Origin of the sequence: Micromonospora sp. NPDC048835, from assembly GCF_040649995.1 — a bacterium.
Lineage (GTDB): Bacteria > Actinomycetota > Actinomycetes > Mycobacteriales > Micromonosporaceae > Micromonospora.
Map to the genome: position 1 here is coordinate 5,286 of NZ_JBEZGM010000047.1, position 25,427 is coordinate 30,712.

A 25,427-nucleotide genomic window follows, 5' to 3' on the forward strand; every position below is an offset into this window, starting at 1 on the left:
CCAGCTCACCAGGCCAGCCCAGCTCACCAGGCCAGCCCAGCTCACCAGGCCAGCCCAGCTCACCAGGCCAGCCCAGCTCACCAGGCCAGCCCAGCTCACCAGGCCAGCCCAGCCCGACCAGGTGGCGGCCGGACGTGATCCGGCTTGTGGCGGTGCTGGGTGGGCTCGCCGTGGCCATCGTCGTCGAGGGCTGGCTCGGGCTGCTCGGTGCTCTTCCAACCGCGTTCCTGCTCGATGTCCTGCTGCGGCGGATCGAGCCGCCGGCCACGCGCAGACGGCGGCAGTGGGAGGCCGCCGACCTGCCCCTCGCCGCAGACCTCCTGGCGGCGTCGATGCGGGCCGGTGCCCCGGTGGATCGCTCGGTGTTGGCCGTCGCCGAGGCCCTGGACGGGCCGCTCGCCGGTCGCCTGGCCCGGGTCGGTCGCACGCTGCTGCTCGGTGGTGGCCCAGCGGAGGCATGGTCCGGGTTGGACGGGGTGCCGGGCGCCGAGCGTCTGACCGCAGCGGCGTTGCGCTCGGCCAACAGCGGTGCCGCCCTCGCCGGCGCACTGACCCGGCTCGCCGACGACCTGCGCGCCGACCGGGCCACCGCTGCTGAGGCATCGGCCCGCCGGGCGGGTGTGCTCATCGTTCTGCCGCTGGGGCTCTGCTTCCTGCCGGCGTTCATTCTCGCCGGCCTCGTGCCGGTGATCGTCGCCGTTCTCGGCGACGTGCTCTGACCCATCGAGAAGGGAAACAGCAATGCGCAAACTCATCGCACGCCTGCGCGGCGATGCCGGAATGAACACGGCCGAGTACGCAGTGGGCACGCTCGCCGCAGTCGCCTTCGCCGGCATCCTGTTGAAGGTCCTGACCTCCGGCAACGTCCAGTCGGCCCTGACCGCCGTCATCGACCGGGCACTGAAGTGATCGGGCGCCGGCAGGCCGACCGCGCCCCGAGGCCTGCGGTCGCCGGAGGTACGTTCGTCGGCAGCCGCAGCCCCGTCGGCGGGATCTACGGCGGCGAGCAGACATCCCTCCGGGCCCCCGGTGCGGAGGAGGAATCCCGCGTCAGCGCAGACCGGGGGTCCTTCACCGCCGAATTGGCGGCCGGCCTGCCGGCGCTGCTTCTCCTTCTGCTCGCCGGCCTGACCGCGGTCAACGCCGTCAGCACCAGGGCGAGTTGCCTGCACGCGGCCCGGGAGGTGGCGCTGGCCGCCGCCCGAGACGACGCGGACGACAGTGCCGGCGGGAGTGCGGCACCGCCGGGTGCGGACGTGTCGGTGTCGATCAGTGGAGGCCGGGTACAGGCGACGGTACGGGCACCCGTGCGTACGTTGGGCGGCCGACTACCGCGAATCACAGTGGTCGCCACCGCCGTCGCGGCACTCGAACCTCACGCCGGGGAGGGACTGCCGTGACACCGGGACCTGAGACCCGCGACGTGTCGGTGCTCGCCAACAGCGGCATCGGGAAGGCCGGCAACGACGGCACCGGGGATGCCGATCACGCCCGGTCGCTCGGCAAAGACGGCATCCGGGAGGCCGACGACGCCAGTTCGCCCCGCAACGGCGACGGGCCTGATGCCGCCTACCCCGGCGGTCGCCGGCAGGAGACTGATCGGGGTGGGGCGACCGTCATCCTGCTGGCAGTGGGGTTGGTGTTCGTGCTTGTGGGGACGTTCGGCGCTGCTGTCGCCGGGGCTGCGATGGCGGCTCAGCGGGCGGCGGTGGCCGCCGATCTGGGGGCGCTGGCCGGTGCCGTCAAGGCGCTCGACGGTGAGGTGGCGGCCTGCGCGTTCGCCGGGGACATCGTCGTCCGCAACGGTGCGCGGCTGATCGGTTGCCGTCTCGACGGGCTGGACCTGCTCGTGACCGTCGAGGTGACTGTCTCGCCGCTGCCCGGTCTGACCCGGGCCGCCGCGTCGACAGCCCGCGCCGGGCCGGTGCGTGGCTGAGTGGTCGGCCCGGTGGGCGCTACGAAGCAGCGAGAGCCTCGGCGATCATCCGGTGCCCCTGGGCCTCGAATGCCTCGTCGCCCACTCGGTAGGCCCAGCCTGCGGTGCCGACAGCCTCGCGGACTCGGGTGCGGTGCCAGGCCGACGTCTGGCGCGGGTCGGCCCCGTAGCCGTCGAGGAACGCGCTCTCAAGCCGAGAGTCGCGGCGGAAGTCCAGCGCCGACATCCGGGTGAAGTCCGTGTAGGCGGGCCGCATCGACGCGCGACCGAAATCGATGATGCTGACGGTGCCGTTGTGGACGAGCCAGTTGCGGGGCTGCCAGTCCCCGTGGGTCGGCACGAGCAGCGCCGCCGGGGTGGGCCAACTGGTTATCTCGGCGCGCAGCCGGTCCACCGTGCGCGACGCGATGCGGTGCGCTCCGCTGAGCCAGGTGAGCGACTTCGCGTTCTCCCGCCTCTCGTAGTCATCGTCCGTGACGCCGGTCTGCGCGTGGAGCAGTGCCAGGAGTTCGCCGGCCTGCCGGTAGGTCACGGGAGCGTCGGCGTGGTGGCTGCCGAGCACCAGCTCACCCGGCAGGTATCTCGTGACCAGAAGTTTCGCGGCAGCGTCGCCATGCGCCAAGATTGGCGCCCGGCCCAGCCTGGTCCACGGGCTCAGCCAGTTGAGGTGGGCGTTGAGTTCGCGTTCGACATGGTGGTCGTCGTCGCCGCCGGCTTTGACGATGAACCGTGCTCCGGCGAACGTCATCTCCAGCACCGTCGTCTGCACCAGACCCCAGCTGTGGTCCCGCTCGACCTCGGCGCCGGGGAGCCATCGATTCAACAGGCCCAGCTGCCGTGCGGAAAGGTTGGCGAGTCCAGAGGCCATGGCCGGAATCCTAGGAGAGGGCGGGCCGGGTCGGGCCGACCTCAGCCGCCCCTCGACCCCGTGCCGAGCGGCGCGGGAAGCCTGCGGCGGGGCGCTGGCGGCAGGAGATCCACGCCGGGGCGCGGCGAGCCTGTCTGGCGGGGCGGTAGCGGCAGGAACCCACGCCGGGGCGCGGCGAGCCTGTCTGGCGGGGCGGTAGCGGCAGGAACCCACGCCGGGGCGCGGGGAGCCTGCTTGGCGGGGCGGTAGCGGCAGGAACACGCCCGGCGTGGGCAGCCTGCTGGCCGGAGCACGGGCAGCAGGCTGCCACGCCCCGGCCGGCGGCCACGGGGGTGAAGCCGGGTGCGTCAGCGGGCCTGGAGCGCGTCGAGGGCGACGGCCATCGCGATGACCAGGCGGCGGTCGATCTGCGGGTTCTGCACCTCGACGATGTACTTGTCGCGCAGGCCCCACTTCTTGACCACGGTGAAGACCGGCTGGCCGCCCGCGGTGAAGTCGAAGTGGTACGGCAACCAGGACAGCGAGTCGACGAATCGACGCAGCAGTGCCACCGGCATGCTCCGCTCCTGGCCCGTCACCTGCGGCAGGCCGGCCTGCTCGACGTGCCAGGTGGAGCGCAGCAGCGACTGGGCGAAGTCCTTGCGGAACAGGCCGATCGGGTTGCCGGCGGCGTCGGTGACGTCGTACGTGGCGCCGAGGTCGATGCGCTGGCGAGCTTTGAAGCCGAGCAAGGGCTGCTGCTTCGAGTCGTCTGTGTAGATGGTCACCTGCTCCTTGAAGGCGAGTCGCTTCTGCTGCGCGAACGCCAGCAGCTCACCCTCGGTGCCGTCCGGGGACACCGCCCGGACCTCGTACTGGTTGACCATCATGCGCAGTCGCTGGCGGATGTGGAACTGGTGCTGGCCCTGCAAGTTGTCGAGCTGCATGTGAACTCCTCCGGGGTTGGTGCGCCGGAGTCTCGCACAGCGCGACAAACGTCGCGCCCCCTGCTGTCCAGGACTGGTGGTGCTGGGTAGTCGTCGGGCCCGTCTGACGACTACCCAGCGCGGAGTGATCACTGGTGCCCTTGCAGGGATCACTCCGGGAGACGTCAGCGACTGTCGACGGAGGTGGCGGCTCGCAGGGCCCAGGTGTTGAGCACCTGGTGGATGCCGCGCAGTCGCTCGTTGATCTGTTCCAGCCGTTCCGCCTGGGCCAGGGCGGCCAGTGCCGACCCCAGCGCGATCTGCTGGTCGAGGGTGAGATTGTCCTGGTCGATGGTGTAGAGCAGGTCGACGGTTTCGGCGATCGTGTCGGCCACGGCTTCTCCTCGGGCACGGGGGGCGGTCGGCAACATGGGCATCGATGGAAGCGCTCCCATGTCATTGTGCCCCGTGCCGTGCCGGTTCATGCAAGCCGCTCAGTCCGGCAGGTTCGTCAGCACCACGTCGAGCACCCGGATGGCGTCCGGCTTCGACAGCGGGTTGTTGCCGTTGCCGCACTTCGGTGACTGCACGCAGGACGGGCAGCCGGTCTCGCAGCCGCACTCCGCGATCGCGTCCCGGGTGGCCCGCAGCCAGGCCGCCGCCGTTCCGTACGCCCGTTCGGCGAAACCGGCCCCACCCGGATGCCCGTCGTACACGAAGACCGTCGGCGCCTCGGTGTCCGGGTGCAGCGCGGTGGACAGGCCACCGATGTCCCATCGGTCGCAGGTGGCCATCAGCGGCAGCAGGCCGATCGCGGCGTGTTCGGCCGCGTGTAGCGCACCCGGCACGTCGGCCGACTGGACCCCGGCGAGAGTCAACGACTGCGGTGACAGGGTGAACCAGACCGCCACCGTCCGCAGCTCCCGGGTGGGCAGGTCGAGCGGCCGGGTGTCGATCACCTCGCCGGTGGCGATCCGCCGGCGCTGGTACGACACCACCTGGCTTGTCACATCCACCTCACCGAGGAACATGCCGACCGGCCCGGCGTCCACGTAGGAGCGCACCGAGACCACGGAGAGGTCGGTGACGTCGCGGGCGTGGGTGGACCAGTCCGGCTCCTCGGTGTGCACCAGCGCGCACCCGTCGGCGAGGTCGAGTTGGTCGACCACGTACGAGACGCCCTGGTGCAGGTAGACCGCGCCGGGGTGCAGCAGGAAGTGTGCGGAGCCGCCGTCGACAGTGCCGAGCAGCCGACCAGTCGACGCCTCCACCACGGCGACCGGGGCGCCGCCCTCGCCGCGCAGGTCCACCTCGGGCCGCTCCCGGTGCCGCCAGTACCAACCCGTCGGCCGTTGGCGCAGCGCACCCGCCGCGACCAACTCGTCGATCGCCTCCTTCGCGCCTTCGCCGAAGAGCGCCAGGTCGGCAGGCGTGAGCGGTGCCTCCACGGCCGCGCAGGCGAGCTGCGGTGCCAGCACATACGGGTTGGCCGGGTCGAGCACTGTCGCCTCCACCGGCGCACCGAAGATCGCCTCCGGGTGGTGCACCAGATAGGTGTCCAGCGGGTCGTCCCGGGCCACGAGCACCGCGAGAGCCTCCTGCCCGGAACGCCCGGCGCGGCCCGCCTGCTGCCACAGCGACGCCCGGGTGCCCGGGTAGCCGCAGATCAGCACCGCGTCGAGCCCCACCAAATCCACGCCCAGTTCCAGCGCGTTCGTCGAGGCCAGGCCGAGCAGGTCACCGTGCAGCAGGGCCCGCTCCAGTTCGCGCCGCTCTTCCCGCAGGTAGCCGCCCCGGTAGGCGGCCACCCGGTCGCCGAGCCCCGGCACCGCGTCGTCGAGCGCTCGGCGGGCGTTCGCGGCCACGACCTCGGCACCCTTGCGGGAGCGGACGAACGCGAGGGTGCGTACCCCCTCGGCGACCGTGTCGGCGAGCAGGTCCGCGGTCTCGCGCAGCGCCGACCGGCGGACCTGCCGGAGGTCGTCGTGGTCGCCGCTGCCCTGGGCGGGCACCGAGAACGGGTCGGGAGGGGTGGTGCCCGAGTCGGGTGGCAGCAGCGGCGGCTCCCAGAGTGCGAAGGTCACCCCGCCGCGCGGCGACGCGTCCTCGGTGACCGCCGTCACCGGCAGGCCGGTCAGTCGTCCGGCCGCGGTGGCCGGGTCGCCGGAGGTCGCGGAGGCGAGCACGAACACCGGGGTGGCCCCGAACCTGGCGCACTGCCGGCGCAGTCGACGCAGCACGTGCGCCACGTGCGAGCCGAACACCCCCCGGTAGGTGTGGCACTCGTCGATCACCACGTACGCGAGTCGGCGCAGGAAGCCGGACCACTGGGCATGCCCGGGCAGGATGCCGTGGTGCAGCATGTCGGGGTTGGTCAGCACGAACCGGGAGTGCCGGCGGATCCACTCCCGCTCGGCGCGCGGAGTGTCCCCGTCGTAGCAGGCGGGGCGTACCCCCTCCAGTTCCAGCGCGGCGACGGCGCGCAACTGGTCGGCGGCGAGTGCCTTGGTCGGTGCCAGGTAGAGCACCGTGGCCCGGGGGTCGGCGAGCAGGGTGGCCAGGGCCGGCAGCTGGTACGCGAGTGACTTGCCGGACGCGGTGCCGGTGGCGACGATCACGTGCTGGCCCTCGTACGCCAGGTTGGCCGCCTCGGCCTGGTGCTGCCAGGGCGCGACCACGCCGCGTCGGGTGAACGCCGCGCGCAACTCCGTCGGTGCCCACGACGGCCACGGCGCGGGCACCCCGGCGCGGGCCGGCACCCGCTCGACGTGGGTGACCGGGTCGGCGGCGCCCCGGGCGCGGAGCCGGCGCAGCAGGTCGGCGGGCGCTGGCCCGGTGCCGGGACCAGCGGATACGGTGGCCGCGGACGACAACTCCAGGTCGTGGCGCGGCGTGCCGCGCGCGGAGCTGAAGTCGTTGGAGGTCACGCCCTGCACTCTCGCACTGGTGTTCGGAGATGAAAAGTCGGACACCGGGGTAAGGGGAAGCCTCCGCTGGCGTCCGCAGACCGCCCCGGCGGTAGTGGTTAGATGCCCACGAGAGTTTACGGCTCTGGCGAGGAGGACCGATGGAGCTGTCACTGGCGACCCGCACCGTGGGCGAGCACACGGTGCTCGAGGTCGGTGGTGAGGTGGACGTCTACACCGCGCCCCGGCTCCGCGAACGACTCCTCGAACTGATCGACGGTGGCGCCCGTCACGTGGTGGTCGACCTCGGTCGGGTGGACTTCCTCGACTCGACAGGCCTGGGCGTGCTGGTCGGCGCGCTCAAGCGGCTCCGCTCGGCCGGTGGTTCGTTCGCCCTGGTCTGCGACAAGGAACCGCTGCTCAAGATCTTCCGGATCACCGCGCTGGACCAGGTGTTCCCGCTGCACCCGACGGTCGACGCGGCGATCAGCGCCGACTCGGCGGGCGCCGGCGCGTGATGGCGACAGTCAAGCTCTCGTTCTCGCCCGCCCCGGTGCACGTGCGCACCGCCCGGCTGGTCGGCGTCGCCGTGGCCCGCCGGGCCGGGGTCCGGGAGGACCTGCTGGACGAGGTGCGCCTGGCCATCGGTGAGGCGTGCACGCGCGCGGTGGCCCTGCACCGGCAGTACGGTCTGGCCGACCCGGTGCTCGTGGAGATGTCCGACGGTGGCTCGTACGCCGTGCGGGTGGTGGACCGGGCGCCGATCGAGGCGGGCATCGGTCTGACCGCCCTTCCGCCGGACGAGCTGGCGAACGAGGCGCTCACCGATGAGGCGCTGACCACCGGCGTCGGCTTCGCGTTGCTCGCCGGTTTCGTCGAGGACCTACAGGTGCGACCGGTCGACGAGGGCATCGGCACCGAGGTGCGGATGGTGTGGCCGGTCGGCCGCTGACCACTTCGGCTGCGTAGGCCGCGTCCCCTGTCGGGGATGCGGCCTTCTTTGCATGGATCGGGCCCTATATCAGATTTCGTTTCATAACACAGCGACGAAGATCATCGCGACACGGTGCCACCTTGGTGTGACCTCCAACACTGCGGAGGGCTACAGTACCCGGGTTGTCAGCAAGTGACCTATCCCGCAGCCAGCGGGTATGGGTGTTCATCGCTGGTCCGCTGGTGGGTTGGCGCGCGCTTGCGAGTCCGCATCCAGGCGTCGGTCAGTGCGTCTCCACTCACCGGCGCGATTGTTCGGTAACAGGAGGACACAGATGTCCGGGACCTTGGCCGCCGACGGCGGCGGGCTTTCCCTTACCGGAAGCAATGTCACCTACGTCGTCATCGCTGCGGTTGTCGCGCTGGTGGCACTTGGTTTCGCTGCCGCCCTGACGAAAACGGTGCTGGCCGCTGGTAAGGGCACCGAGAAAATGCAGGAGATCTCGGGGGCCGTCCAGGAGGGCGCCTCGGCCTACCTGCTCCGACAGTTCCGCACCCTGGCGATCTTCGTGGTCATCGCCGTCGTGCTGCTCTTCCTGCTTCCGGTGCACGACACCGACGGCAGTGAGCTCGCGGTGAAGCTCGGCCGGTCACTCTTCTTCGTGGTGGGTGCCCTCTTCAGCGCGTTCATCGGCGGCGCCGGCATGTGGCTGGCCACCAGAGCCAACCTGCGGGTGGCCGCCGCCGCGAGGGAGCGGGCAGGCGGCCGCGAGGCGGCCATGAAGATCGCGTTCCGGACCGGTGGTGTCGTCGGCTTCTTCACCGTCGGCCTCGGCCTCTTCGGTGCCGCGCTCGTCGTTCTGCTCTACCGGGGTGACGCGCCGACGGTGTTGGAGGGCTTCGGCTTCGGCGCCGCGCTGCTCGCGATGTTCATGCGGGTCGGTGGCGGCATCTTCACCAAGGCCGCCGACGTCGGCGCCGACCTGGTCGGCAAGGTCGAGCAGGGCATCCCCGAGGACGACCCGCGCAACGCCGCCACCATCGCCGACAACGTGGGCGACAACGTCGGTGACTGCGCCGGCATGGCCGCCGACCTGTTCGAGTCGTACGCGGTCACGCTCGTCGCCGCGCTGATCCTCGGTCGCGCCGCCTTCGGCGAGGAGGGCCTGGTCTTCCCGCTGATCATCTCCACCATCGGCGTGCTGATCGCGATCGTCGGCGTCTTCATCACCCGGTTGCGCGCGTCCGACCGCAACGCCCTGACCGCGATCAACCGGGCGTTCTACCTCTCGGCGGTGCTCTCCGCGGTGCTGGTGGCTGTCGCCGCCTTCGCATACCTCCCGGCGACGTTCGGCGAGTTCGACAGCGGGCTCACCGACGCGCCCGGCAACCCCCGGCTGGTCGCCATCGGCGCGGTCGTGATCGGCATCGTGCTGGCCGCCGCGATCCAGGCGCTGACCGGCTACTTCACCGAGACCAACCGGCGGCCGGTGCAGGACATCGGCAAGAGTTCGCAGACCGGTGCGGCCACCGTGATCCTGGCCGGCATCAGCATCGGCCTGGAGTCGGCGGTCTACTCCGCGCTGCTGATCGGCGCCGGCGTCTTCGGGGCGTTCCTGCTCGGCGGCAGCTCCATCACGCTGTCGTTGTTCGCGGTGGCGCTGGCCGGCACCGGCCTGCTCACCACTGTCGGCGTGATCGTCGCGATGGACACCTTCGGGCCGATCTCCGACAACGCCCAGGGCATCGCCGAGATGTCCGGTGACCTCGACGAGCACGGCGCGCGCACGCTCACCGAGCTGGACGCCGTCGGCAACACCACCAAGGCGATCACCAAGGGCATCGCGATCGCCACGGCGGTGCTCGCGGCGACCGCGCTGTTCGGCTCCTACACCGACTCGCTCCGCAGCGCGTACGCGACGGCTGGTGTGGGCGACGTCGGTACGGAGATCCTCAACTCGCTGAACGTGGCGAACCCGCGCAACCTGGTCGGCCTGATCATCGGTGCGGCGGTGGTCTTCCTCTTCTCCGGCCTGGCCATCAACGCGGTGTCCCGCTCGGCCGGCGCCGTGGTGATGGAGGTCCGCCGGCAGTTCCGTGAGCTGCCCGGCATCATGGACGGCACCCAGCGCCCGGAGTACGGCAAGGTCGTCGACATCTGCACCCGGGACGCGCAGCGCGAGCTGATGACCCCCGGCCTGCTCGCCATCCTGGCGCCGATCGCCGTCGGCTTCGGCCTCGGGCCGGGCGCGCTCGCGGCGTACCTGGCCGGTGCGATCGGTGCCGGCACCCTGATGGCGGTGTTCCTGTCCAACTCCGGTGGGGCCTGGGACAACGCCAAGAAGCTGGTCGAGGACGGCGCGTACGGCGGCAAGGGCTCCGAGTCGCACGCCGCCACGGTCATCGGCGACACCGTCGGCGACCCGTTCAAGGACACCGCCGGCCCGGCGATCAACCCGCTGATCAAGGTGATGAACCTGGTCTCGCTGCTGATCGCGCCCGCCGTGGTGGCCTGGAGCGTCGGCGACGACCGCAACGTCGGCCTGCGGGTCGGCATCGCGCTCGTCGCGACGCTGATCATCGTGGCGTCGGTGCTGTTCAGCAAGCGCAAGGGCATCGCGATGTCCGACTCGGACGTCGACGGCAACACCGGCGCGGGCAGCACCGACCACCGCCCGGAGACGGTCAACGCCTGATCCACGAACGGCCCGGGGTCCCCGGTCGACGCGCTACGTCGACCGGGGACCCCGGCCGTCCGGCCCGGTGCCACACCTGGCCAAAGGCCGTACGCTGCAACGCATGCGTACGTGCCGGGCGTCTGCCGCCGGAAAGCTCACGGTGGTCCTGGCCACGATCGTCGTCCTGGCCGGCTGCGGCGGGGGCCCGAGCCCGCGGGCCTGGGCGGCCTCGGTCTGCGGCGCGCTCACCCCGTGGCGTTCCGAGATCAACAAGCTGACCAGCAGCACGGACGAGCAGATGACCGCGCAGACCACGCCGGCGCAGGCCAAGGAGAACCTGGTGCGGCTCTTCGACGGCGCGGAGAAGGCCAGCGAGACCGCGCGCCGGAAGGTGGAGCAGGCCGGCATCCCGGAGACCGACAACGGCGAGGCCATCTCCGCTGGTTTCCGCACCTCACTCGGGAAGATGCGGGACGCGTACGGTCGCGCCCGGGACACCATCGACGGCCTGGGCACCGGCGAGCCCACCACCTTCTACGACGGTGTCCGGGCCGCCGTGGACACCCTGAACAAGGATTACGACGCCGGCGCGCTGGACACCAGCAAGCTCAACTCCGAGGAGTTGAAACAGGCATTCGACGAGGTGCCGGAGTGTCGCTGACCGGGCTCGGTGACACCGGGGAGGCGCAGCCGCCCCCGGCGCTGTTCCCCGCGCCCGAGGCCGACACGCCCACTCCCGGGCGACGCCGCGGCGGCGAGCCGCAGAACGGCTCCCCCCGCAACGGCCCGACCCAGCGTGCCGACGCAGGCCAGCGTGCCGAGGTGGGTCGGCGTGCCGAGGCGGGCCGGCAACTTGTCTTCTTCGGCGCGGACGCGGCCGAACCGAGCGTCGCCGACCTGGCCGGCCTGCTCGCCGGGCCGGGTGAGGTCGTTCGGATGGGCGGCACCGCCCGCCTCTCGGTGCAGGTCGACGCCGCCTGGCGGGTGCACGTGCTCGTCGCCGAACTGGCGTCACGCGGGCTCGCGGCGAGTTGGGAGCCGACCGGGGACGAGCGACACGCCGTTCGTACGTCGTACACCCGGGTCTTGAAGCCGCTCGCGGCCGCCTGGCTGCACGGGTCGACGAAACGCCCGCCGGCCGCCTTCCATCTGACCGGTCGGCGGCTGCGGTTGTGGCTCGCCGCCGCCGGGACGCCGGAGCCTCCCGACTGCTTCCTGCTTGCGCTGGGGGCCGACGACCAGGAGTGCTGGGAGCCGATAGGCGTCGCGCTCGCCGCAGCCGGACTGGCCGGGACGCTGCTCGGCCCGGGCGACGGCGGTCCCGCGTACCGGATAACCGGCCGCCGTCGGCTGGCCCGCCTCGCCGAGCTGGTCGGGGGACCGCCGCGCGCCACGCCAGCCGACGCCTGGCCGATCTGACCCCACCCCCAGGCGTCGATCATGGAGTTGTGCTGGGGGACGTACTGCTCGATCGGGGACAGAACGCCCACCACACGTCCATGATCGATGCGGCCGGGCGGCGGCCCGGGGTCGGGCGGCCGGGTGTCCGGTGCCGGACAGCGGCCCGGTCGATCCAGGCGGAAAACGGGCGGGTCGCGCCTCGGCCGTGGGTCCGCCATCGTCACAGTGACCCGCTTCGAGCCCTACCCACGGTGTACGGTGGCGCCGTCCGGCAGTGCCGAAGCGGTTTGTGGCCCGCGAAACCCGAAACGCGGGCGGCGCGTTACGTTGGACATCCGGACCGCCGGTGCGGCGGTGGGGTCGAAAGCGGTCGCTGTCCGGGCGCCGGCAGGCCACGAGCAGGAGTGAGGTCGGGGAGAGACGTGCCGAGCAACGCTGGAACCACCCGTCTGGTCATCGTCGAGTCACCGGCGAAGGCCAAGACGATCTCGGGCTACCTCGGCCCGGGGTACGTCGTGGAGGCCAGCTTCGGTCACGTCCGCGACCTGCCGCGCAACGCCGCCGACGTGCCGGCCAAGTACAAGGGCGAGTCCTGGGCCCGCCTCGGAGTGGACGTCGACAACGGCTTCCACGCCCTCTACGTCGTCTCCGCCGACCGTAAGCAGCAGATCAGCAAGCTGGTGAAGCTGGCCAAGGAGGTCGACGAGATCTTCCTGGCGACGGATGAGGACCGCGAGGGCGAGGCCATCGCCTGGCACCTGGTCGAGACGCTCAAGCCCAAGGTGCCGGTCAAGCGAATGGTCTTCCACGAGATCACCAAGCCGGCGATCCAGGCGGCGGTGGCAAACCCCCGGGAGATCGACCGCGATCTGGTCGACGCCCAGGAGGCACGCCGTATCCTCGACCGCCTCTACGGCTACGAGGTCTCCCCGGTGCTGTGGAAGAAGGTCATGCCGAAGCTCTCGGCAGGCCGGGTGCAGTCCGTGGCGACCCGCATCGTGGTCGAGCGGGAGCGGCAGCGGATGGCGTTCCGCACCGCCGAGTACTGGGACATCCTGGCCACCCTCGCGGTGGCCAACGCCGGTGAGGGCCCACGGGCGTTCAACGCCACCCTGATCGCCCTCAACGGTGACCGCATCGCCACCGGTAAGGACTTCGAGCCGACCACCGGTCGCGTCCGGGCCGGCGCCGGCGTCGTGCACCTCGACGAGAGCGGCGCGCGGGGTCTCGCGGCCCGGCTGGACGGGCGGCCGTTCACCGTCACCCGGGTCGAGGAGAAGCCCTACCGTCGTCGCCCGTACGCGCCGTTCATCACCTCGACGCTCCAGCAGGAGGCGGCCCGCAAGCTGCGCCTCTCCTCGCAGCAGACGATGCGCACCGCGCAGCGCCTGTACGAGAACGGCTACATCACCTACATGCGTACCGACTCGGTCAACCTGTCGGAGACCGCCATCTCGGCGGCCCGCCGACAGATCGTCGAGTTGTACGGCGAGCGCAGCGTCCCGCCGGAGCCGCGCCGCTACACCGGCAAGGTGAAGAACGCGCAGGAGGCACACGAGGCGATCCGCCCTGCGGGGGACAACTTCCGCACCCCGGGCGAGGTCGCCAAGGAGCTGTCCGCCGAGGAGTTCAAGCTCTACGAGCTGATCTGGCGGCGCACCATCGCCTCGCAGATGACCGACGCGGTCGGCTCCAGCGTGTCGGTGCGTATCCGGGCGGTCTCCACCTCCCAGGAGGAAGCCGACTTCGGCGCGACCGGCAAGACCATCACCGACCCGGGCTTCCTGCGCGCGTACGTCGAGTCCAGCGACGACGAGAACGCCGAGGCCGAGGACGCCGAGCGTCGGCTCCCCACCCTGGTCAAGGACCAGCCGCTGACCGCCGACGAGCTGGCCGCGCAGGGTCACCACACCCAGCCGCCGTCGCGCTACACGGAGGCGTCGCTGGTCAAGGCCCTGGAAGAGCTGGGCATCGGCCGCCCGTCCACCTACGCGTCGATCATGCAGACGATCCAGGACCGGGGGTACGTCACCAAGCGCGGCCAGGCGATGATCCCGACGTTCCTGGCCTTCGCGGTGATCGGGCTGATGGAGCGGCACTACCCCCGCCTGATCGACTACGACTTCACGGCCAGCATGGAGAACGAGCTGGACGAGATCGCCGGTGGTGACCACGCGGCCGTCGACTTCCTCACCGCGTTCTACTTCGGCAGCTCCAACGGCGCCGGCGACCAGGACATCGCCCGTTCCGGCGGGCTCAAGAAGCTGGTCACCGAGAACCTCAGCGACATCGACGCCCGCAGCGTCAACTCGATCCCGCTCTTCACCGACGACGACGGTCGCGAGGTCGTCGTCCGGGTCGGCCGTTACGGGCCGTACCTCCAGCGCGCGGTGCCGGACGAGGGCGCGGCCGCACCGGCTGCGGCTTCGGGCGAGGGCGAGGAGGCCGGCACCCAGGGTGACCGGGCTCCGATCCCCGAGGGCCTGGCTCCGGACGAGCTGACCCCGGAGAAGGTGCACGAGCTGTTCCTCGGTGGCAGCGGCGAGCGCAAGCTCGGCGACGACCCCGCCACCGGCGAGCCGATCGTGCTCAAGTCCGGCCGGTTCGGCCCGTACGTGTCCAGCGGCGAGCGCAAGTCGTCGCTGCTGCGGACGCAGACCCCGGAGTCGCTGAGCCTCGAGGAGGCGCTGAAGCTGCTCAGCCTTCCCCGGTTGATCGGTGTCGCGCCGGACGGCGTGGAGGTCTTCGCGAACAACGGTCGCTACGGCCCGTACGTCAAGCGGGGCGAGGAGTTCCGTTCGCTCGAGTCCGAGGACCAGATGTTCACGGTCGGTCTGGACGAGGCGCTGGCGCTGCTGGCCGCCCCGAAGACCCGTGGACGGCGCGCTGCGGCCCCGCCGCTGCGCGAGATGGGCGTGGACCCGGCGACCGAAAAGCCGTTGGTGATCAAGGACGGCCGGTTCGGCCCGTACGTCACGGACGGCGAGTTCAACGCGTCGCTGCGGCGCGGGCAGACGCCGGAGGCGTTGAGCATCGAGGAAGCGTCCGAGATGCTTGCCGAGAAGCGGGCGAAGGGGCCGGCGCCGCGGAAGAAGGCGGCGGCGAAGAAGGCGCCCGCGAAGAAGGCCACGGCCACCAAGAAGACGGCTGCGGCCAGCAAGTCCACGGCCGCGAAGAAGACCACGACGGCCAAGGCGACGGCCGCGAAGAAGGCTCCGGCGAAGAAGGCCGCCCCGCGTAAGGCCGCCACCAGCACGGAGTAGCTCTGGACGCCGTCCGGTCGGTCAGGCGCCGAGGACGTGGGTCAGGTGCGGGCTGGTGAAGACGCGGTCGGGGTCGAGGCGGTCGCGGACGGCCTGGAAGTCCGCGAAGCGGGGGTACGCCGTGGCCAGCGAGGCGGCGTCGCGGTAGTGCAGCTTGCCCCAGTGGGGGCGACCGCCCAGCCCGGTGGCCACCTGCTCGAAGGCCCGGAAGTACGGCTCGTACGGCATGCCGACGTACTGGTGCACGGCGATGTAGGCGTTGTCCCGGCCGTAGCCGTGCGACAGCCAGATGTCGTCGGCGGCGGTGAATCGGACCTCCACCGGAAAGAGCACCTTGAACGGTAGGCCGTCCACGATCCGGCGGAGTGCGGCGAGCGCCTCGGGCAGCGCCTCGCGGGGCAGGCCGTACTCCATCTCCACGAAGCGGACCCGGCGCGGGGTGCAGAAGACCCGGTCGGAGCGGCCGGTGTACTGGCGTTCGGTGAGGGCGCGGGCGGAGACCGCGCTGATCCCCGGGGCCAGCGCGGGCACGGCCCGGCCGAGGCGGCAGGCCCCGGCGAAGACCCGGTTGGAGAGGAAGTCGTCGTCCAGCCAGCCACGCCAACGGGGCAGTGGCCGGTCGTTGGCGGGGACCCGGTCGTTGGCCTTGACCTGGACCCGGGACGTGTACGGGAACCAGTAGAACTCGACGTGGTCGTGCCGGCCGACAAGCGCGGGCAGTTCGCCGAGCACGTCGGCCAGCTCGGCCGGGCGTTCGTGGGCGCGCAGCACGAAGGCGTCCACGCAGCGCAGGGTCACCTCGACCAGGACGCCGATCGCGCCGAGCGACACCCGGGCGGCGGCGAGGACGTCGGGGTGCTCGTCGGCGGAGCAGTGCAGCACCTCCCCGGTGCCGGTGACCACTGTGACCGCCTCGACGAAGGTGGAGAGGCACCCGTAGCCGGCGCCGGTGCCGTGGGTGCCGGTGGAGATCGCGCCGGCGACGGTCTGCGCGTCGATGTCGCCGAGGTTTGGCAGCGCGAGGCCGTGTCGGGCGAGCAGTCCGTTGAGCGTGTGCAGGGTCATTCCCGCCGGCACGGTGACCAGGCGGCGTGCGACGTCGACGCTGACCGTGGTGTCCAGGTCGGACAGCTCCATCCGACGGTCGTCGGCGAGCGCGACGGCGGTGAACGAGTGGCCGCTGCCCGTCACCCGGATCCGGGCGCCCTCGGATGCGGCGGATCGGACGGCTTCTGCGACGTCGGCCGGCGAGCCGGGGCGCAGGATCGCGCTGGCGCTGCCACGCTGGTTCCCGGCCCAGTTGGACCAGCCAGCCCTGAGCGGTGCGGTGCGGACCATGCGCGCTCCTCATTCATGAATATGAACTGACTTCATATCAGGAACGTTCTAGCTGGTAAATACCGCAATTGCGATCCGCTCGTTGTACCGGTAGTCACGGACTCGTGACGTGGAGATATGTTCATCCGTCGAAGGGGGGTGGCGCAGAGTGTCCACACCAGCCGCCACGACCGGGCCGCTGCGCCGCGTACCGGTGCAAGGTCGAAGTGTCGCGCGGGTACAGCGCATGTTGGATGCCTGCGCAGAACTCGTCGACGAGGTGGGGTACGAGGGGCTGACCACCACCCTGCTCGCCGAGCGGGCCGAGGTGGCGATCGGGTCGGTCTACCAGTTCTTCCCGGACAAGCGGGCGATCGTGCAGGCGTTGACCCTGCGGACCATGGAGTCCTACCTCCAGCGCCTCGACGAGCGGTTCGCGTCCGACGAGATGACCCACTGGTGGGACGGCGTCGACGCGGGCATCGACGAGTACATCACGATGCACCGGACCGTCCCCGGCTTCCGTACCCTGCACTTCGGCGACGTCGTCGACCTGCACCTGCTCGACGAGCAGCGGGACAACAACGGCGTGATCGCCGACCAGTTGGCCCGGGTGCTCACCGAGCGTTTCGGGCTCACCGACGTGCCCAAGCTGCGCTTCGTGCTGGAGATCGCGGTCGAGGCGGCGGACGCGTTGATCAAGCTCGCGTTCCGCCGGAGGTCCGACGGCGACGAGCGGGTGCTGCTGGAGGCGAAGGCGCTGATCCGGGAGTACCTGCACCGCCAGGTCGACGCCCCGGACGACGGTCAGCCCACCGCCGGCAAACAGGCCGAGGCGGCCCAGCCCGTCTGAGTCGGCGGGGGCGCGGGCCTCGGCTGGTGGTTCGGTCTCACAGGAAGGCCAGCCCCTCACCCCGGTAGGTGGGGACGGTCGCCAGGACCGCGTCCCCCTCGACCAGGTGCAGTTCGTTGACCCGTTCACACAGCTCACCCGCCTTGGCATGCCGGAACCACACCCGGTCGCCGATGCGCAGATCGGCCGCCGCGGCCCCGGACAGCGGGGTCTGCACCTCGCCTGCGCCCTCGGTGCCGACAAGCTTCAGCCCTGCCGGGAGCCACGGCCGCGGCAGTCGACTGTCGGCGGCCGGGCCGGAGGCGATCCAGCCGCCACCGAGCACCGTCGCCAACTCCGGCGTCGGTCGGCGGACCACCGAGCAGGCGAAGAACGCCGCCGGGGTGGGCCGCCAGGCGCGGTACGCGTCGAACAGCGTCGGCCCGTACAGGCCCGATCCCGCGGTGATCTCGGTGACCGCGGGATCGGCGCTTGTCGCGGCCACACTGCCGGTGCCACCGCCGTTGACGAACTCCAGGTCGGCGTGTTCGCGTACCGCGGCGACCGCCGCACCACGGCGGGCCAGCAACTCGCGGTACGACCCGCGCTGGGTCAGCCTGATCGCGCCGGCAAGCAGCGTCTGCCCCGGCGGCGCGTCGCCCAGGCCGGCGATCTGCGCCTCGTACGACATGAGCCCGACCAGCCGGAAGCCGGGCCGCCCGGCGACGGTGGCGGCGAGCGCGCCGGCCGCCCGCGCGCTGTGCACCGGTGAGCGGCGGACGCCGACGTGCACCCGCCCCCGCAGCGGTCGCCAGGAAGCATCAAGATCCAGGCAGAGTCGCAGCTCGGCGCGCTGCCCGGGGGCCGCGACGGCGTCGATGAAGTCGAGTTGGCCGGCGCTGTCGATCATCAGGGTGATCGCGGCGGCGAGCGTCGGGTCGGCGCCCAGCTCGGCGAGGGCGGCCCGGTCGGCGCTCGGGTAGGCGACAAGCACGTCGTCGCTGACGCCGGCGCGGACCAGCCAGATCGCCTCGGGCACCGTGAACGCCATCACGCCCTGCCAGCCGGGTCGCCCGAGGGCTCGGCTGATCAACGCGGAGCTGCGGACCGACTTGCTGGCGAGGCGAACCGGCTTGCCGGCGGCGCGGTCGGCCAGGGCGGCCGCATTGGCGTCGAAGGCGGTGAGGTCGACCACCGCGTACGGGGGGTCGAGGTGGGCAGTCGCCCGATCCAGGCGCTCGCGAAGTTTGTCGCTTTCGATGGCCACGTGTGCACGCTAACTGTCCGACGGAGAATGCGAAATACCCTCGCGTACGTCCGGGCTGCGGGCGGCGGCTTCGGCGGCCTAGGCTCAGCGAGCAGGAGAATGTCGCCCGGGGGGGTGGCCCCCACCGGGTCTAGAGTGTTGCACCGGAGGTGCCCAGCGATGGGCCGGCACGTGGAGGTACGGCCATCGAAAGCCAGAACAGCGGCGAGTCGCCCGGCGTGTCGCGTTCGAGCGACAAGTCGGGCAACGCCGCCAACCCGTCCAGCGGTGGTCAGGCAGATCCGTCCGGTTACGCTGCCATCCGGTCCGTGCTGCGCATCCAGCCGTTCCGCCGGCTCTGGATCGTGCTCGGCGCGGCCTCCTTCGGTGACTGGCTCGGCCTGCTGGCCACCGCACTCTTCGCCGCCTCGCAGGTGCAGGGCAACGCCGCCCAGGGCGCCGCGTTCGGCGGGGTCACCGCGATCCGGCTGCTGCCCGCGCTGGTGCTCGGCCCGGTGGCCGGCGTCTTCGCCGACCGGTTCGACAGGCGCTGGACGATGGTCATCTGTGACCTGCTGCGCTTCGTGCTCTTCGCCTCGATTCCGCTCTACGCCCTCAGCGGCGCCGCCGGCGGTCTGGTGGTCGGCTGGGCGCTGATCGCCACCTTCCTGATCGAGTCGCTCACCCTGCTCTGGATCCCGGCCAAGGAGGCCGCGGTCCCCAACCTGATCCCACGGGCCCGCCTGGAGGCGGCCAACCAGCTCACGTTGATCACCACGTACGGCCTCACCCCGGTGGCCGCGGCCATCGGCCTCGCCGTGCTCGACCGTGGTGTCCGCGGCGCGGTGGGCGGCGACCTGCCCTCCTGGGCCGAGCCGGCCCAGCTCGCCCTCTGGTTCAACGCCTTCTCCCGGCTCGCCACCGCGTTGGTGGTGGCGTTCGGGATCAAGGAGATCAGCGAGGCGCAGCGCGGCGAGGCGGCGCGTTCCGAGCAGAGCATGTTCCGGCAGTTCTCCGAGGGCTGGAAGTACATCGGCCAGACCCCGCTCGTCCGCGGCCTGGTGCTTGGCATCTTCGGCGCGTTCGCCGGCGGCGGCATCGTGGTCGGCACGGCCAAGTTCTTCGCCAACTCACTCGGCGCCGGCGATGCCGCGTTCTCGCTGCTCTTCGGCGCGATCTTCGTCGGTCTGGCGCTCGGCATCGGGCTCGGCCCGATGGTCGTCAAGGAGATGTCCCGGCGTCGCTGGTTCGGCATGAGCATCGTGCTGGCCAGCGCCGCCGTGATGACCCTCGCCTTCGCCATCCACCTGTCCATGGCGATCGTCGGCGCGGTGCTCGTCGGCGCCGGCGCCGGCATGGCCTTCCTGGCCGGCACCACCCTGCTGGGCGGCGAGGTCGCCGACGAGGTGCGCGGCCGGGTCTTCGCGGTGGTGCAGATCGGCACCCGACTGGTGCTGATCCTGGCCATCGGGCTGAGCAGCGTGCTGGTCGGCGTCGGTGGCTCGCGCAAGCTGGAGATCGCCGACCTCGGCATCTCCGTCTCCTCCACCCGACTGCTGCTGCTCGCCGCCGGTGCCGCCGGCATCTTCGCCGGGATCAGCGCGTTCGGCCAGATGGATGACAAGAAGGGCGTCCCCGTCCTCGCCGACCTCTGGGGCTCCATCCGGGGTCGTCCGCTGATGCCCGCCGAGCCGTTCGTCTCCGCCGGGCTCTTCGTGGTCTTCGAGGGCGGCGAGGGCGCGGGGAAGTCCACCCAGCTCACCGCGCTCTCCGAGCGGCTGCGCGGCCAGGGACGCGACGTCGTGGTCACCCGTGAGCCGGGGGCCACCGGCGTCGGCCGGCGGATCCGCTCGCTGGTGCTGGACACCTCCGGCGACGACGCGCCCTCCCCCCGGGCCGAGGCGCTGCTCTACGCCGCCGACCGGGCCCACCACGTGGCCACCATCGTCCGGCCCGCGCTGGTCCGGGGCGGCGTGGTGGTCAGCGACAGGTACGTCGACTCGTCCCTGGCGTACCAGGGCGCCGGGCGGACGCTCCCGGTCGACGAGGTCTCCTGGCTCTCCTCCTGGGCCACCGGCGGGCTCAAGCCCGACCTGGTGGTGCTGCTTGACGTCGAGCCGAAGACCGGCCTGTCCCGGGTGGCCTCGCGCAACACCGGCACCGACCGGCTGGAAGCCGAGTCGATCGCCTTCCACGAGCGGGTCCGGTACGCGTTCCTCGACCTCGCCGCCGCCGACCCGAAGCGCTATCTGGTGCTGGACGCGTCCCGGCCGGTCGACGAGATCACCGCTCTGGTGATCCGGCGGGTCGAGGAGCTGCTCGGCAAGCCGGGCGGCATCGTGCACCCGCGGCCGGCGCAGGGCCCGGACACCTCGGTGCAGCCTGAGTTATCCGACGCGGAGCTGGTGACGATGGAGCACAAGACCTGATGCCTGACGTCTTCGCCGACCTGGTCGGTCAGGACGAGGCGGTGGTCGAGCTGCGCCGCGCCGCCGCCGCAGCCGCCGCCGTGCTGCGTGCCGGCGCGCCCGCGTTGGTTGCCGCCGGCCCGGCCAGCGGTGCCGAGCCGGGGACCGACGACGCCGCGACCGGTGCGCTGGATCCGTCCGCAGGCATGACCCACGCGTGGATCTTCACGGGGCCGCCCGGCTCGGGCCGTTCAGTCGCCGCGCGGGCGTTCGCCGCTGCCCTCCAGTGCGTGCACGGCACCGGCTGCGGTGAGTGCCCCGGCTGCCGCACCACCATGGGCGGCACCCACGCCGACGTCCGGCTGGTGGTGCCGGAAGGGCTCTCCATCGGTGTCAACGAGATGCGCGCGCTCGTGCTCCGCGCGGCCAGCACCCCCTCCGGCGGGCGCTGGCAGGTGGTGGTCATCGAGGACGCCGACCGGCTCACCGAGGCCGCCGGCAACGCGCTGCTCAAGGCGGTCGAGGAGCCCCCGCCGCGGACGGTCTTCCTGCTCTGCGCCCCATCCACCCACCCGGACGACATCTCGGTGACCATCCGGTCGCGCTGTCGGGTCGTACCCCTGCGGCAGCCGCCGGCCGCCGCGGTGGCCGAGGTGCTGGTCCGTCGGGACGGCATCGCGCCCGACGTGGCGCAGTGGGCGGCGGCGGCCGCACAGGGCCACGTGGGTCGGGCCCGTCGGCTGGCGCGCGACCCGGAGGCCCGCAAGCGGCGCGAGGCGGTGCTCGCGGTGCCACGCCGGTTGACAGGTGTCGGCGCGGCGTTCGACGCGGCGTCCGCGCTGATCGAGGCGGCCGAGGCGGAGGCCGAGGCGTCGGTCGCCGAGGCCGACACCAGCGAGCGGGCGGCGTTGGAGACCGCGCTCGGCGCGGGCGGCACCGGCCGGGGCGCGGCCGGTGCCATCCGGGGTGCCGCCGGGCAGCTCAAGGAGTTGGAGAAGCGGCAGAAGTCGCGGGCCACCCGGGCCCAGCGGGACGCACTGGACCGGGCGCTTGTCGACCTGGCGGGCTTCTACCGGGACGCGCTCACCATGGCGCTGCGCGCACCCGTCGCCCCGGTGCACACCGACACGGCCACGCTCGCCGGTGCCGGCGCACAGAAGTGGGACGCCGAGGGGTCGCTGCGCCGGTTGGAGGCCGTGCTCGCCTGCCGTGCGGCGATCGAGGCGAACGTCAAACCGCGGATCGCGGTCGAGGCGATGATGCTCGCCCTCTGGAAGGGCTGACCCGCACTTTTCGGCCGTTGTCCACAGGCATCGACAGGCCCGATTGTGGTGCGGTACGGTCCGTGTGCCGTGGTGACGGTGGCAGCACACTGAGTGATGAATCACCCGGGAGGAGTCGGCCGATGCCGCGCGGGGAGATCGACGAAGCCTGGATCGAGGAGGCGGTGCGACGCTACCGCCGGATCGAGTCCCTCCAGGCCGAGTTCGACCAGGCGGTGTCGACCGTCGAGGTGACCGTCCGCTCGCCGGACGGCCTGGTCGAGGTGGTGGTCACCGCCGGCGGGCGGATCACCGACGTGCGGTTCCTCGGGCCGCTGCACAGCCGCAGCCCGCGCGACGTGGCGGGCTCCGTGCAGGCTGCGGTCACCGCTGCGGCCGACGCCGCCGAGTGGGCCCGGGAAAAGCTGCACAACGAGACGTTCGCCGCCTACCGACCGCTCGCGGGAGCCTGAGATGGACACACTGCGCGCGCTCTCCGCCCGGCTGGACGAGGCGAGTGCCACGCTCACAGTCGTTTCGCACACCGTCACCGCCAGCGATCCGGCCCAGGCCGCGTTCGGCGCCGACGCACCGGGCCGCCCGGGCGAGATCGGGCGGGCGCTGCACCGGCAGTGGACCACCGCCACCGACGACCGGGCCCGGGAGGCCCGGGCCGCCGCCGGTCGACTCGCCGCCGCCGCGACGGCGGTGCGGGAGGCCGCCGACCGTTACGCCGAGGTCGACCGGGCGGCCCGCCGCCGGCTCACCGGAGAACCGTGATGGACGCGCTGGACCGGCTCGCCGAGCCCGGCCTCGACCTGCTCCGCCGGGTGGACACGCTCATCGCGGCCGGCGTCCCCGAGGGGCACCGGGTCTGGCCCCTGCTGCGCCGCATGCAGGTGCTGCCGGGCGACGCGGTCCGCAGCTTCCTCGACCTGCACCCGGTGCCGCTCGCCAGCGCCGGGCACGCGGTGCGCCGGCTCGTCCGGGGGTACGATGACGTCTCCGCCGCGCTCACCGACCAGGTGCTCTGGTCCGGCCCGGCAGCCACGGCGTACGGGCAACAGCGTGCCGCGCTGCTGCGCCACCTCGACGAGGGGCCGGACAGCCTGGTCGGGCGGCTCGAATCCACCGCCGGTTACGCCGACGCCCTCGCCGACTGGGTGGAGGGCAGCCGTCTCGCGCTGGCCCGCACGTTGGCCGACGTGCTCCGCTCGGCCGAGGCGGTCGCCGTGGTCGCCGCCACCGGCACGTCGACGCGCCCCGGGCCGGTCGGGCCCGGCGTGGCGGACGCCGCCGAGATCGGCGCACGGGTGCTCGCGGTGCTCTGTGTGGCGTACGACGGCGCGGAGACGCTGCTGCGTCAGTGGTCGCCGAGCCTGGCCGAGACCGCGTGGCGTCCGCCACTGGACGGGCGACCCCACTACGACCAGCCCACCCGGGTCGGCTGGTAGCCAGATCACGGTGGTACGCCTTCCCGGGACAGGCCACGGCGTCGCGCACGGGCGGCCGGCCTGAGCCGGCGCCCACGGCGACGCCGTGGTCTTCCCCCTGCACCCCCCGCAGGTCTGCCTTCCACTCAACGCCGCCGAGGCGCGTCTTGTCTGCTGCCCGGGCCCGGATTCAACCGTCCGGGCGAGGCGCGACGGCACGACGGGCCGCACGGCGATGGGTCGAGTCGACGGTCATGAATGGCCGCGGTGGCGTGACCCGCTGGTGCGCCCGGCGTCGCGACCCGTCGTAGGGTGGGGGGATGGGCATGCTCTGCGCGGTCAGCTTCAACCGGTACGGGCGGCTCTACTACCTCGACCCGGGTGACCTACGCCCCCAGGTGGGCGACCGGGTGCTGGTGCCCACCGACGACGGGCCCGAGGTGGCGGAGTGCGTGTGGGCCGCGCAGTGGGTGACCGAGGAGACTGACGGCTTCCCCCGCCTGGTGGGGCTGGCCGGCGACGACGACCTGCGCCGGGACGAGGCGTTGCGTCGGCGCAAGGCCGAGGCGAAGGTGGCCGCCAAGCGACTGATCCGCTCGCACGGGCTGCCGATGAAGGTGGTGGCGGTCGACCATGTGCTCAGCTCAGCCGAGAACGGCGGCGAGCGCAGCACCGTCTACTTCACCGCCCCGCACCGGGTGGACTTCCGTTCCCTGGTCCGTGACCTGGGCGCCACCCTGCACTGTCGGGTGGAGTTGCGCCAGCTCTCCGCACGCGACTCGGCGCGGGTGCAGGGCGGCATCGGCTCCTGCGGTCGCGACCTGTGCTGCGCCACGTTCCTCACCGACTTCGAGCCGGTGACCATCCGGATGGCGAAGGACCAGGACCTGCCGCTCAACCCGCTGCGCATCTCCGGTGCGTGCGGTCGCCTGATGTGCTGCCTCAAGTACGAACACCCGCTCTACCAGCGCTTCCAGGAGACCGCCCCGGCGGTCGGCAGTCGGGTCTCCACCCCGGAAGGTGACGGACGGGTCGTCGGCCACAGCGTCCCCCGCGACGCGGTGACCGTACGCCTGGACGCGGACGGCTCGCGCTCCATGTGCTCCCGAGCCTCCGTGTGTGGCTCGAGACAGGCGCACGAGGAGCGATACCCGGAGAGCTGAGCCGTACCAACGGGGCGGGTGCGTCACCGCAACCCGCCCCGCGCCGGATCAGAGTTCCCGGTAGTAGACGGCCACCGGCAGTTGGGTGCAACCGAGTGTTTCGTAGAGGGCTCGGGCGGGCGCGTGGAATCCGTCTCCACCCGTGCTGATCACGACGACCTCGGCCCCGAGTCCGCGCATCGTGCTGAAGGCGTGTTCGCACAGCATGGCACCCATCCCTCGCTGGCGGTGCTTTGCCGACACAGCGAGGATGGTGATGCTGCCATTCTTCCGCGCCGGTTCCACGGACCAGGCCACGTAACCGGCGATGGTGCCGTCGAGCTCGGCGACCGCGACGTATCGGTGCTGGTCGGGGTCGTGCAGCTCGGCGACCTGCTCGACGTAGTCTTCGCGCCAGGCACCGTGCTGGTTGGCGAAGACCAGTTCGCCGACAAGGGGCCGGAAAGAGTCTTCGTAGAACGGTCCGAACGTCTCTATCGTCAATTCGGTGAGACGGGCGAGGTCATGCTGGAGAAACGAGCGGATACGCATGTGATGGTGCCTCTCGAGCTGAGGTGCTGAAGCCAACGAATCGGGCATCAAGCGGTCAGCCAGCGGCCGGGAGCGGCGGCGAGCCAACCCTCAGTGGCGGGTGCGCCAAGCGGCGAAGCAACTCATGGGCAAATCCTAGACGGCACTGCAACCGCATTCGTGCTGTAGCGCAGCGGCAGTCAATCGAGGGCACCCCCCACCCCCACCCCCACCCCACCCCACCCCCACCCCACCCCCACCCCGCCCCACCCCGGCGCCCACGCTCCTGTTGATCAAGAGGTTTGCGTCAAAAATCGGCCTTGGCGTGACGCAAACCTCTTGATCAACACCGAGGGGTGGGGGGGT

The 25,427-nt window shown here is 71.9% G+C and carries 24 protein-coding genes; 17 read left to right on the forward strand and 7 right to left on the reverse strand.

All coding sequences use genetic code 11. The annotated features are described in order from the left end of the window. The first annotated feature begins 134 nt into the window (after nt 1-134). The 4 genes from AB0C15_RS30905 (at nt 135) to AB0C15_RS30920 (ending at nt 1,936) form a co-directional block, all read left to right on the forward strand. A complete protein-coding gene (locus tag AB0C15_RS30905; RefSeq protein ID WP_357357975.1) occupies nt 135-719 on the forward strand; it encodes a type II secretion system F family protein in 585 nt (194 codons plus the stop codon). A 22-nt stretch (nt 720-741) separates the two neighbouring features. After that, nucleotides 742-909 (forward strand): DUF4244 domain-containing protein, encoded by a 168-nt coding sequence (locus AB0C15_RS30910; protein ID WP_081883916.1) that lies wholly within the window; start codon nt 742-744, stop codon nt 907-909. A gap of 83 nt (nt 910-992) precedes the next feature. After that, complete coding sequence (locus AB0C15_RS30915; RefSeq protein ID WP_357358007.1) at nt 993-1,400, forward strand: TadE family type IV pilus minor pilin; 408 nt, start codon at nt 993-995, stop codon at nt 1,398-1,400. After that, complete coding sequence (locus tag AB0C15_RS30920; RefSeq protein ID WP_357357977.1) at nt 1,397-1,936, forward strand: Rv3654c family TadE-like protein; 540 nt, start codon at nt 1,397-1,399, stop codon at nt 1,934-1,936. Before AB0C15_RS30915 ends, AB0C15_RS30920 begins: the two co-directional genes overlap by 4 nt. 19 nt (nt 1,937-1,955) lie before the next feature. Here the strand turns inward: AB0C15_RS30920 and AB0C15_RS30925 are convergent, their stop codons facing one another. The 4 genes from AB0C15_RS30925 to AB0C15_RS30940 form a co-directional block, all read right to left on the reverse strand. After that, nucleotides 1,956-2,804 carry a phosphotransferase gene (locus AB0C15_RS30925; protein WP_357357979.1) on the reverse strand — a complete coding sequence of 283 codons (849 nt, stop codon included), beginning with the start codon at nt 2,802-2,804 and terminating at the stop codon, nt 1,956-1,958. 347 nt (nt 2,805-3,151) lie between these two features. Continuing rightward, entirely contained in the window at nt 3,152-3,730 is a 579-nt protein-coding gene (locus tag AB0C15_RS30930; RefSeq protein ID WP_196920693.1) for a hypothetical protein, read from the reverse strand. Between the two features lie 164 nt (nt 3,731-3,894). After that, nucleotides 3,895-4,104 (reverse strand): hypothetical protein, encoded by a 210-nt coding sequence (locus AB0C15_RS30935; protein WP_030334221.1) that lies wholly within the window; start codon nt 4,102-4,104, stop codon nt 3,895-3,897. 99 nt (nt 4,105-4,203) lie between these two features. Beyond that, entirely contained in the window at nt 4,204-6,636 is a 2,433-nt protein-coding gene (locus AB0C15_RS30940) for a DEAD/DEAH box helicase (protein ID WP_357357982.1), read from the reverse strand. A 140-nt stretch (nt 6,637-6,776) separates the two neighbouring features. Between AB0C15_RS30940 and AB0C15_RS30945 the strand changes: the two genes are divergently transcribed. The 6 genes from AB0C15_RS30945 to topA all read left to right on the forward strand — a co-directional run bounded on the left by AB0C15_RS30945 (nt 6,777) and on the right by topA (nt 14,890). Beyond that, nucleotides 6,777-7,133 carry an STAS domain-containing protein gene (locus AB0C15_RS30945; RefSeq protein ID WP_179781807.1) on the forward strand — a complete coding sequence of 119 codons (357 nt, stop codon included), beginning with the start codon at nt 6,777-6,779 and terminating at the stop codon, nt 7,131-7,133. Beyond that, entirely contained in the window at nt 7,130-7,567 is a 438-nt protein-coding gene (locus tag AB0C15_RS30950; protein WP_238684776.1) for an ATP-binding protein, read from the forward strand. Before AB0C15_RS30945 ends, AB0C15_RS30950 begins: the two co-directional genes overlap by 4 nt. A 316-nt stretch (nt 7,568-7,883) precedes the next feature. Next, on the forward strand, nt 7,884-10,244 hold the full coding sequence (locus tag AB0C15_RS30955) for a sodium-translocating pyrophosphatase (protein WP_357357984.1): 2,361 nt from the start codon (nt 7,884-7,886) through the stop codon (nt 10,242-10,244). A gap of 103 nt (nt 10,245-10,347) precedes the next feature. Next, a complete protein-coding gene (locus AB0C15_RS30960) occupies nt 10,348-10,887 on the forward strand; it encodes a hypothetical protein (RefSeq protein WP_357357986.1) in 540 nt (179 codons plus the stop codon). Then, complete coding sequence (locus AB0C15_RS30965) at nt 10,878-11,645, forward strand: hypothetical protein (protein ID WP_357357988.1); 768 nt, start codon at nt 10,878-10,880, stop codon at nt 11,643-11,645. Before AB0C15_RS30960 ends, AB0C15_RS30965 begins: the two co-directional genes overlap by 10 nt. Nucleotides 11,646-12,049: 404 nt before the next feature. Beyond that, nucleotides 12,050-14,890 (forward strand): type I DNA topoisomerase, encoded by a 2,841-nt coding sequence (gene topA / locus AB0C15_RS30970; RefSeq protein ID WP_357357990.1) that lies wholly within the window; start codon nt 12,050-12,052, stop codon nt 14,888-14,890. Nucleotides 14,891-14,911: 21 nt separating this feature from the next. Here the strand turns inward: topA and AB0C15_RS30975 are convergent, their stop codons facing one another. Beyond that, a complete protein-coding gene (locus AB0C15_RS30975; protein ID WP_357357992.1) occupies nt 14,912-16,228 on the reverse strand; it encodes a D-arabinono-1,4-lactone oxidase in 1,317 nt (438 codons plus the stop codon). A gap of 226 nt (nt 16,229-16,454) precedes the next feature. Here AB0C15_RS30975 and AB0C15_RS30980 point away from each other — a divergent pair, with 226 nt between their 5' ends. Then, nucleotides 16,455-17,060: a TetR/AcrR family transcriptional regulator gene (locus tag AB0C15_RS30980; protein WP_357357994.1), complete on the forward strand. Its 606-nt coding sequence runs from the start codon at nt 16,455-16,457 to the stop codon at nt 17,058-17,060. Nucleotides 17,061-17,097: 37 nt separating this feature from the next. Here the strand turns inward: AB0C15_RS30980 and AB0C15_RS30985 are convergent, their stop codons facing one another. Continuing rightward, the gene (locus AB0C15_RS30985; protein ID WP_357357996.1) at nt 17,098-18,306 is read right to left on the reverse strand and encodes an amino acid deaminase/aldolase; all 1,209 of its coding nucleotides are present in this window, start codon (nt 18,304-18,306) and stop codon (nt 17,098-17,100) included. A gap of 308 nt (nt 18,307-18,614) precedes the next feature. On the opposite strand from AB0C15_RS30985, the gene tmk reads away from it, so the two are divergent. The 6 genes from tmk (at nt 18,615) to ricT (ending at nt 24,551) form a co-directional block, all read left to right on the forward strand. Continuing rightward, nucleotides 18,615-20,714: a dTMP kinase gene (tmk, locus tag AB0C15_RS30990; protein WP_357358009.1), complete on the forward strand. Its 2,100-nt coding sequence runs from the start codon at nt 18,615-18,617 to the stop codon at nt 20,712-20,714. Beyond that, complete coding sequence (locus AB0C15_RS30995) at nt 20,714-21,976, forward strand: DNA polymerase III subunit delta' (RefSeq protein WP_357357998.1); 1,263 nt, start codon at nt 20,714-20,716, stop codon at nt 21,974-21,976. The genes tmk and AB0C15_RS30995 overlap by 1 nt, the downstream gene beginning before the upstream one ends. Before the next feature lie 122 nt (nt 21,977-22,098). Beyond that, a complete protein-coding gene (locus AB0C15_RS31000) occupies nt 22,099-22,428 on the forward strand; it encodes a YbaB/EbfC family nucleoid-associated protein (RefSeq protein ID WP_053659404.1) in 330 nt (109 codons plus the stop codon). A gap of 1 nt (nt 22,429) precedes the next feature. Beyond that, on the forward strand, nt 22,430-22,735 hold the full coding sequence (locus AB0C15_RS31005) for a type VII secretion target (protein WP_357358000.1): 306 nt from the start codon (nt 22,430-22,432) through the stop codon (nt 22,733-22,735). Then, nucleotides 22,735-23,409, forward strand: coding sequence for a hypothetical protein (locus AB0C15_RS31010; RefSeq protein WP_357358001.1), 675 nt, complete (start codon nt 22,735-22,737; stop codon nt 23,407-23,409). The genes AB0C15_RS31005 and AB0C15_RS31010 overlap by 1 nt, the downstream gene beginning before the upstream one ends. Nucleotides 23,410-23,708: 299 nt before the next feature. After that, nucleotides 23,709-24,551: a regulatory iron-sulfur-containing complex subunit RicT gene (gene ricT / locus AB0C15_RS31015; RefSeq protein WP_357358003.1), complete on the forward strand. Its 843-nt coding sequence runs from the start codon at nt 23,709-23,711 to the stop codon at nt 24,549-24,551. 48 nt (nt 24,552-24,599) lie between these two features. On the opposite strand, the gene AB0C15_RS31020 is transcribed toward ricT, so the two are convergent. Next, nucleotides 24,600-25,082, reverse strand: a complete 483-nt coding sequence (locus AB0C15_RS31020) for a GNAT family N-acetyltransferase (protein WP_357358005.1) — start codon at nt 25,080-25,082, stop codon at nt 24,600-24,602. Nucleotides 25,083-25,427 lie beyond the last annotated feature (345 nt).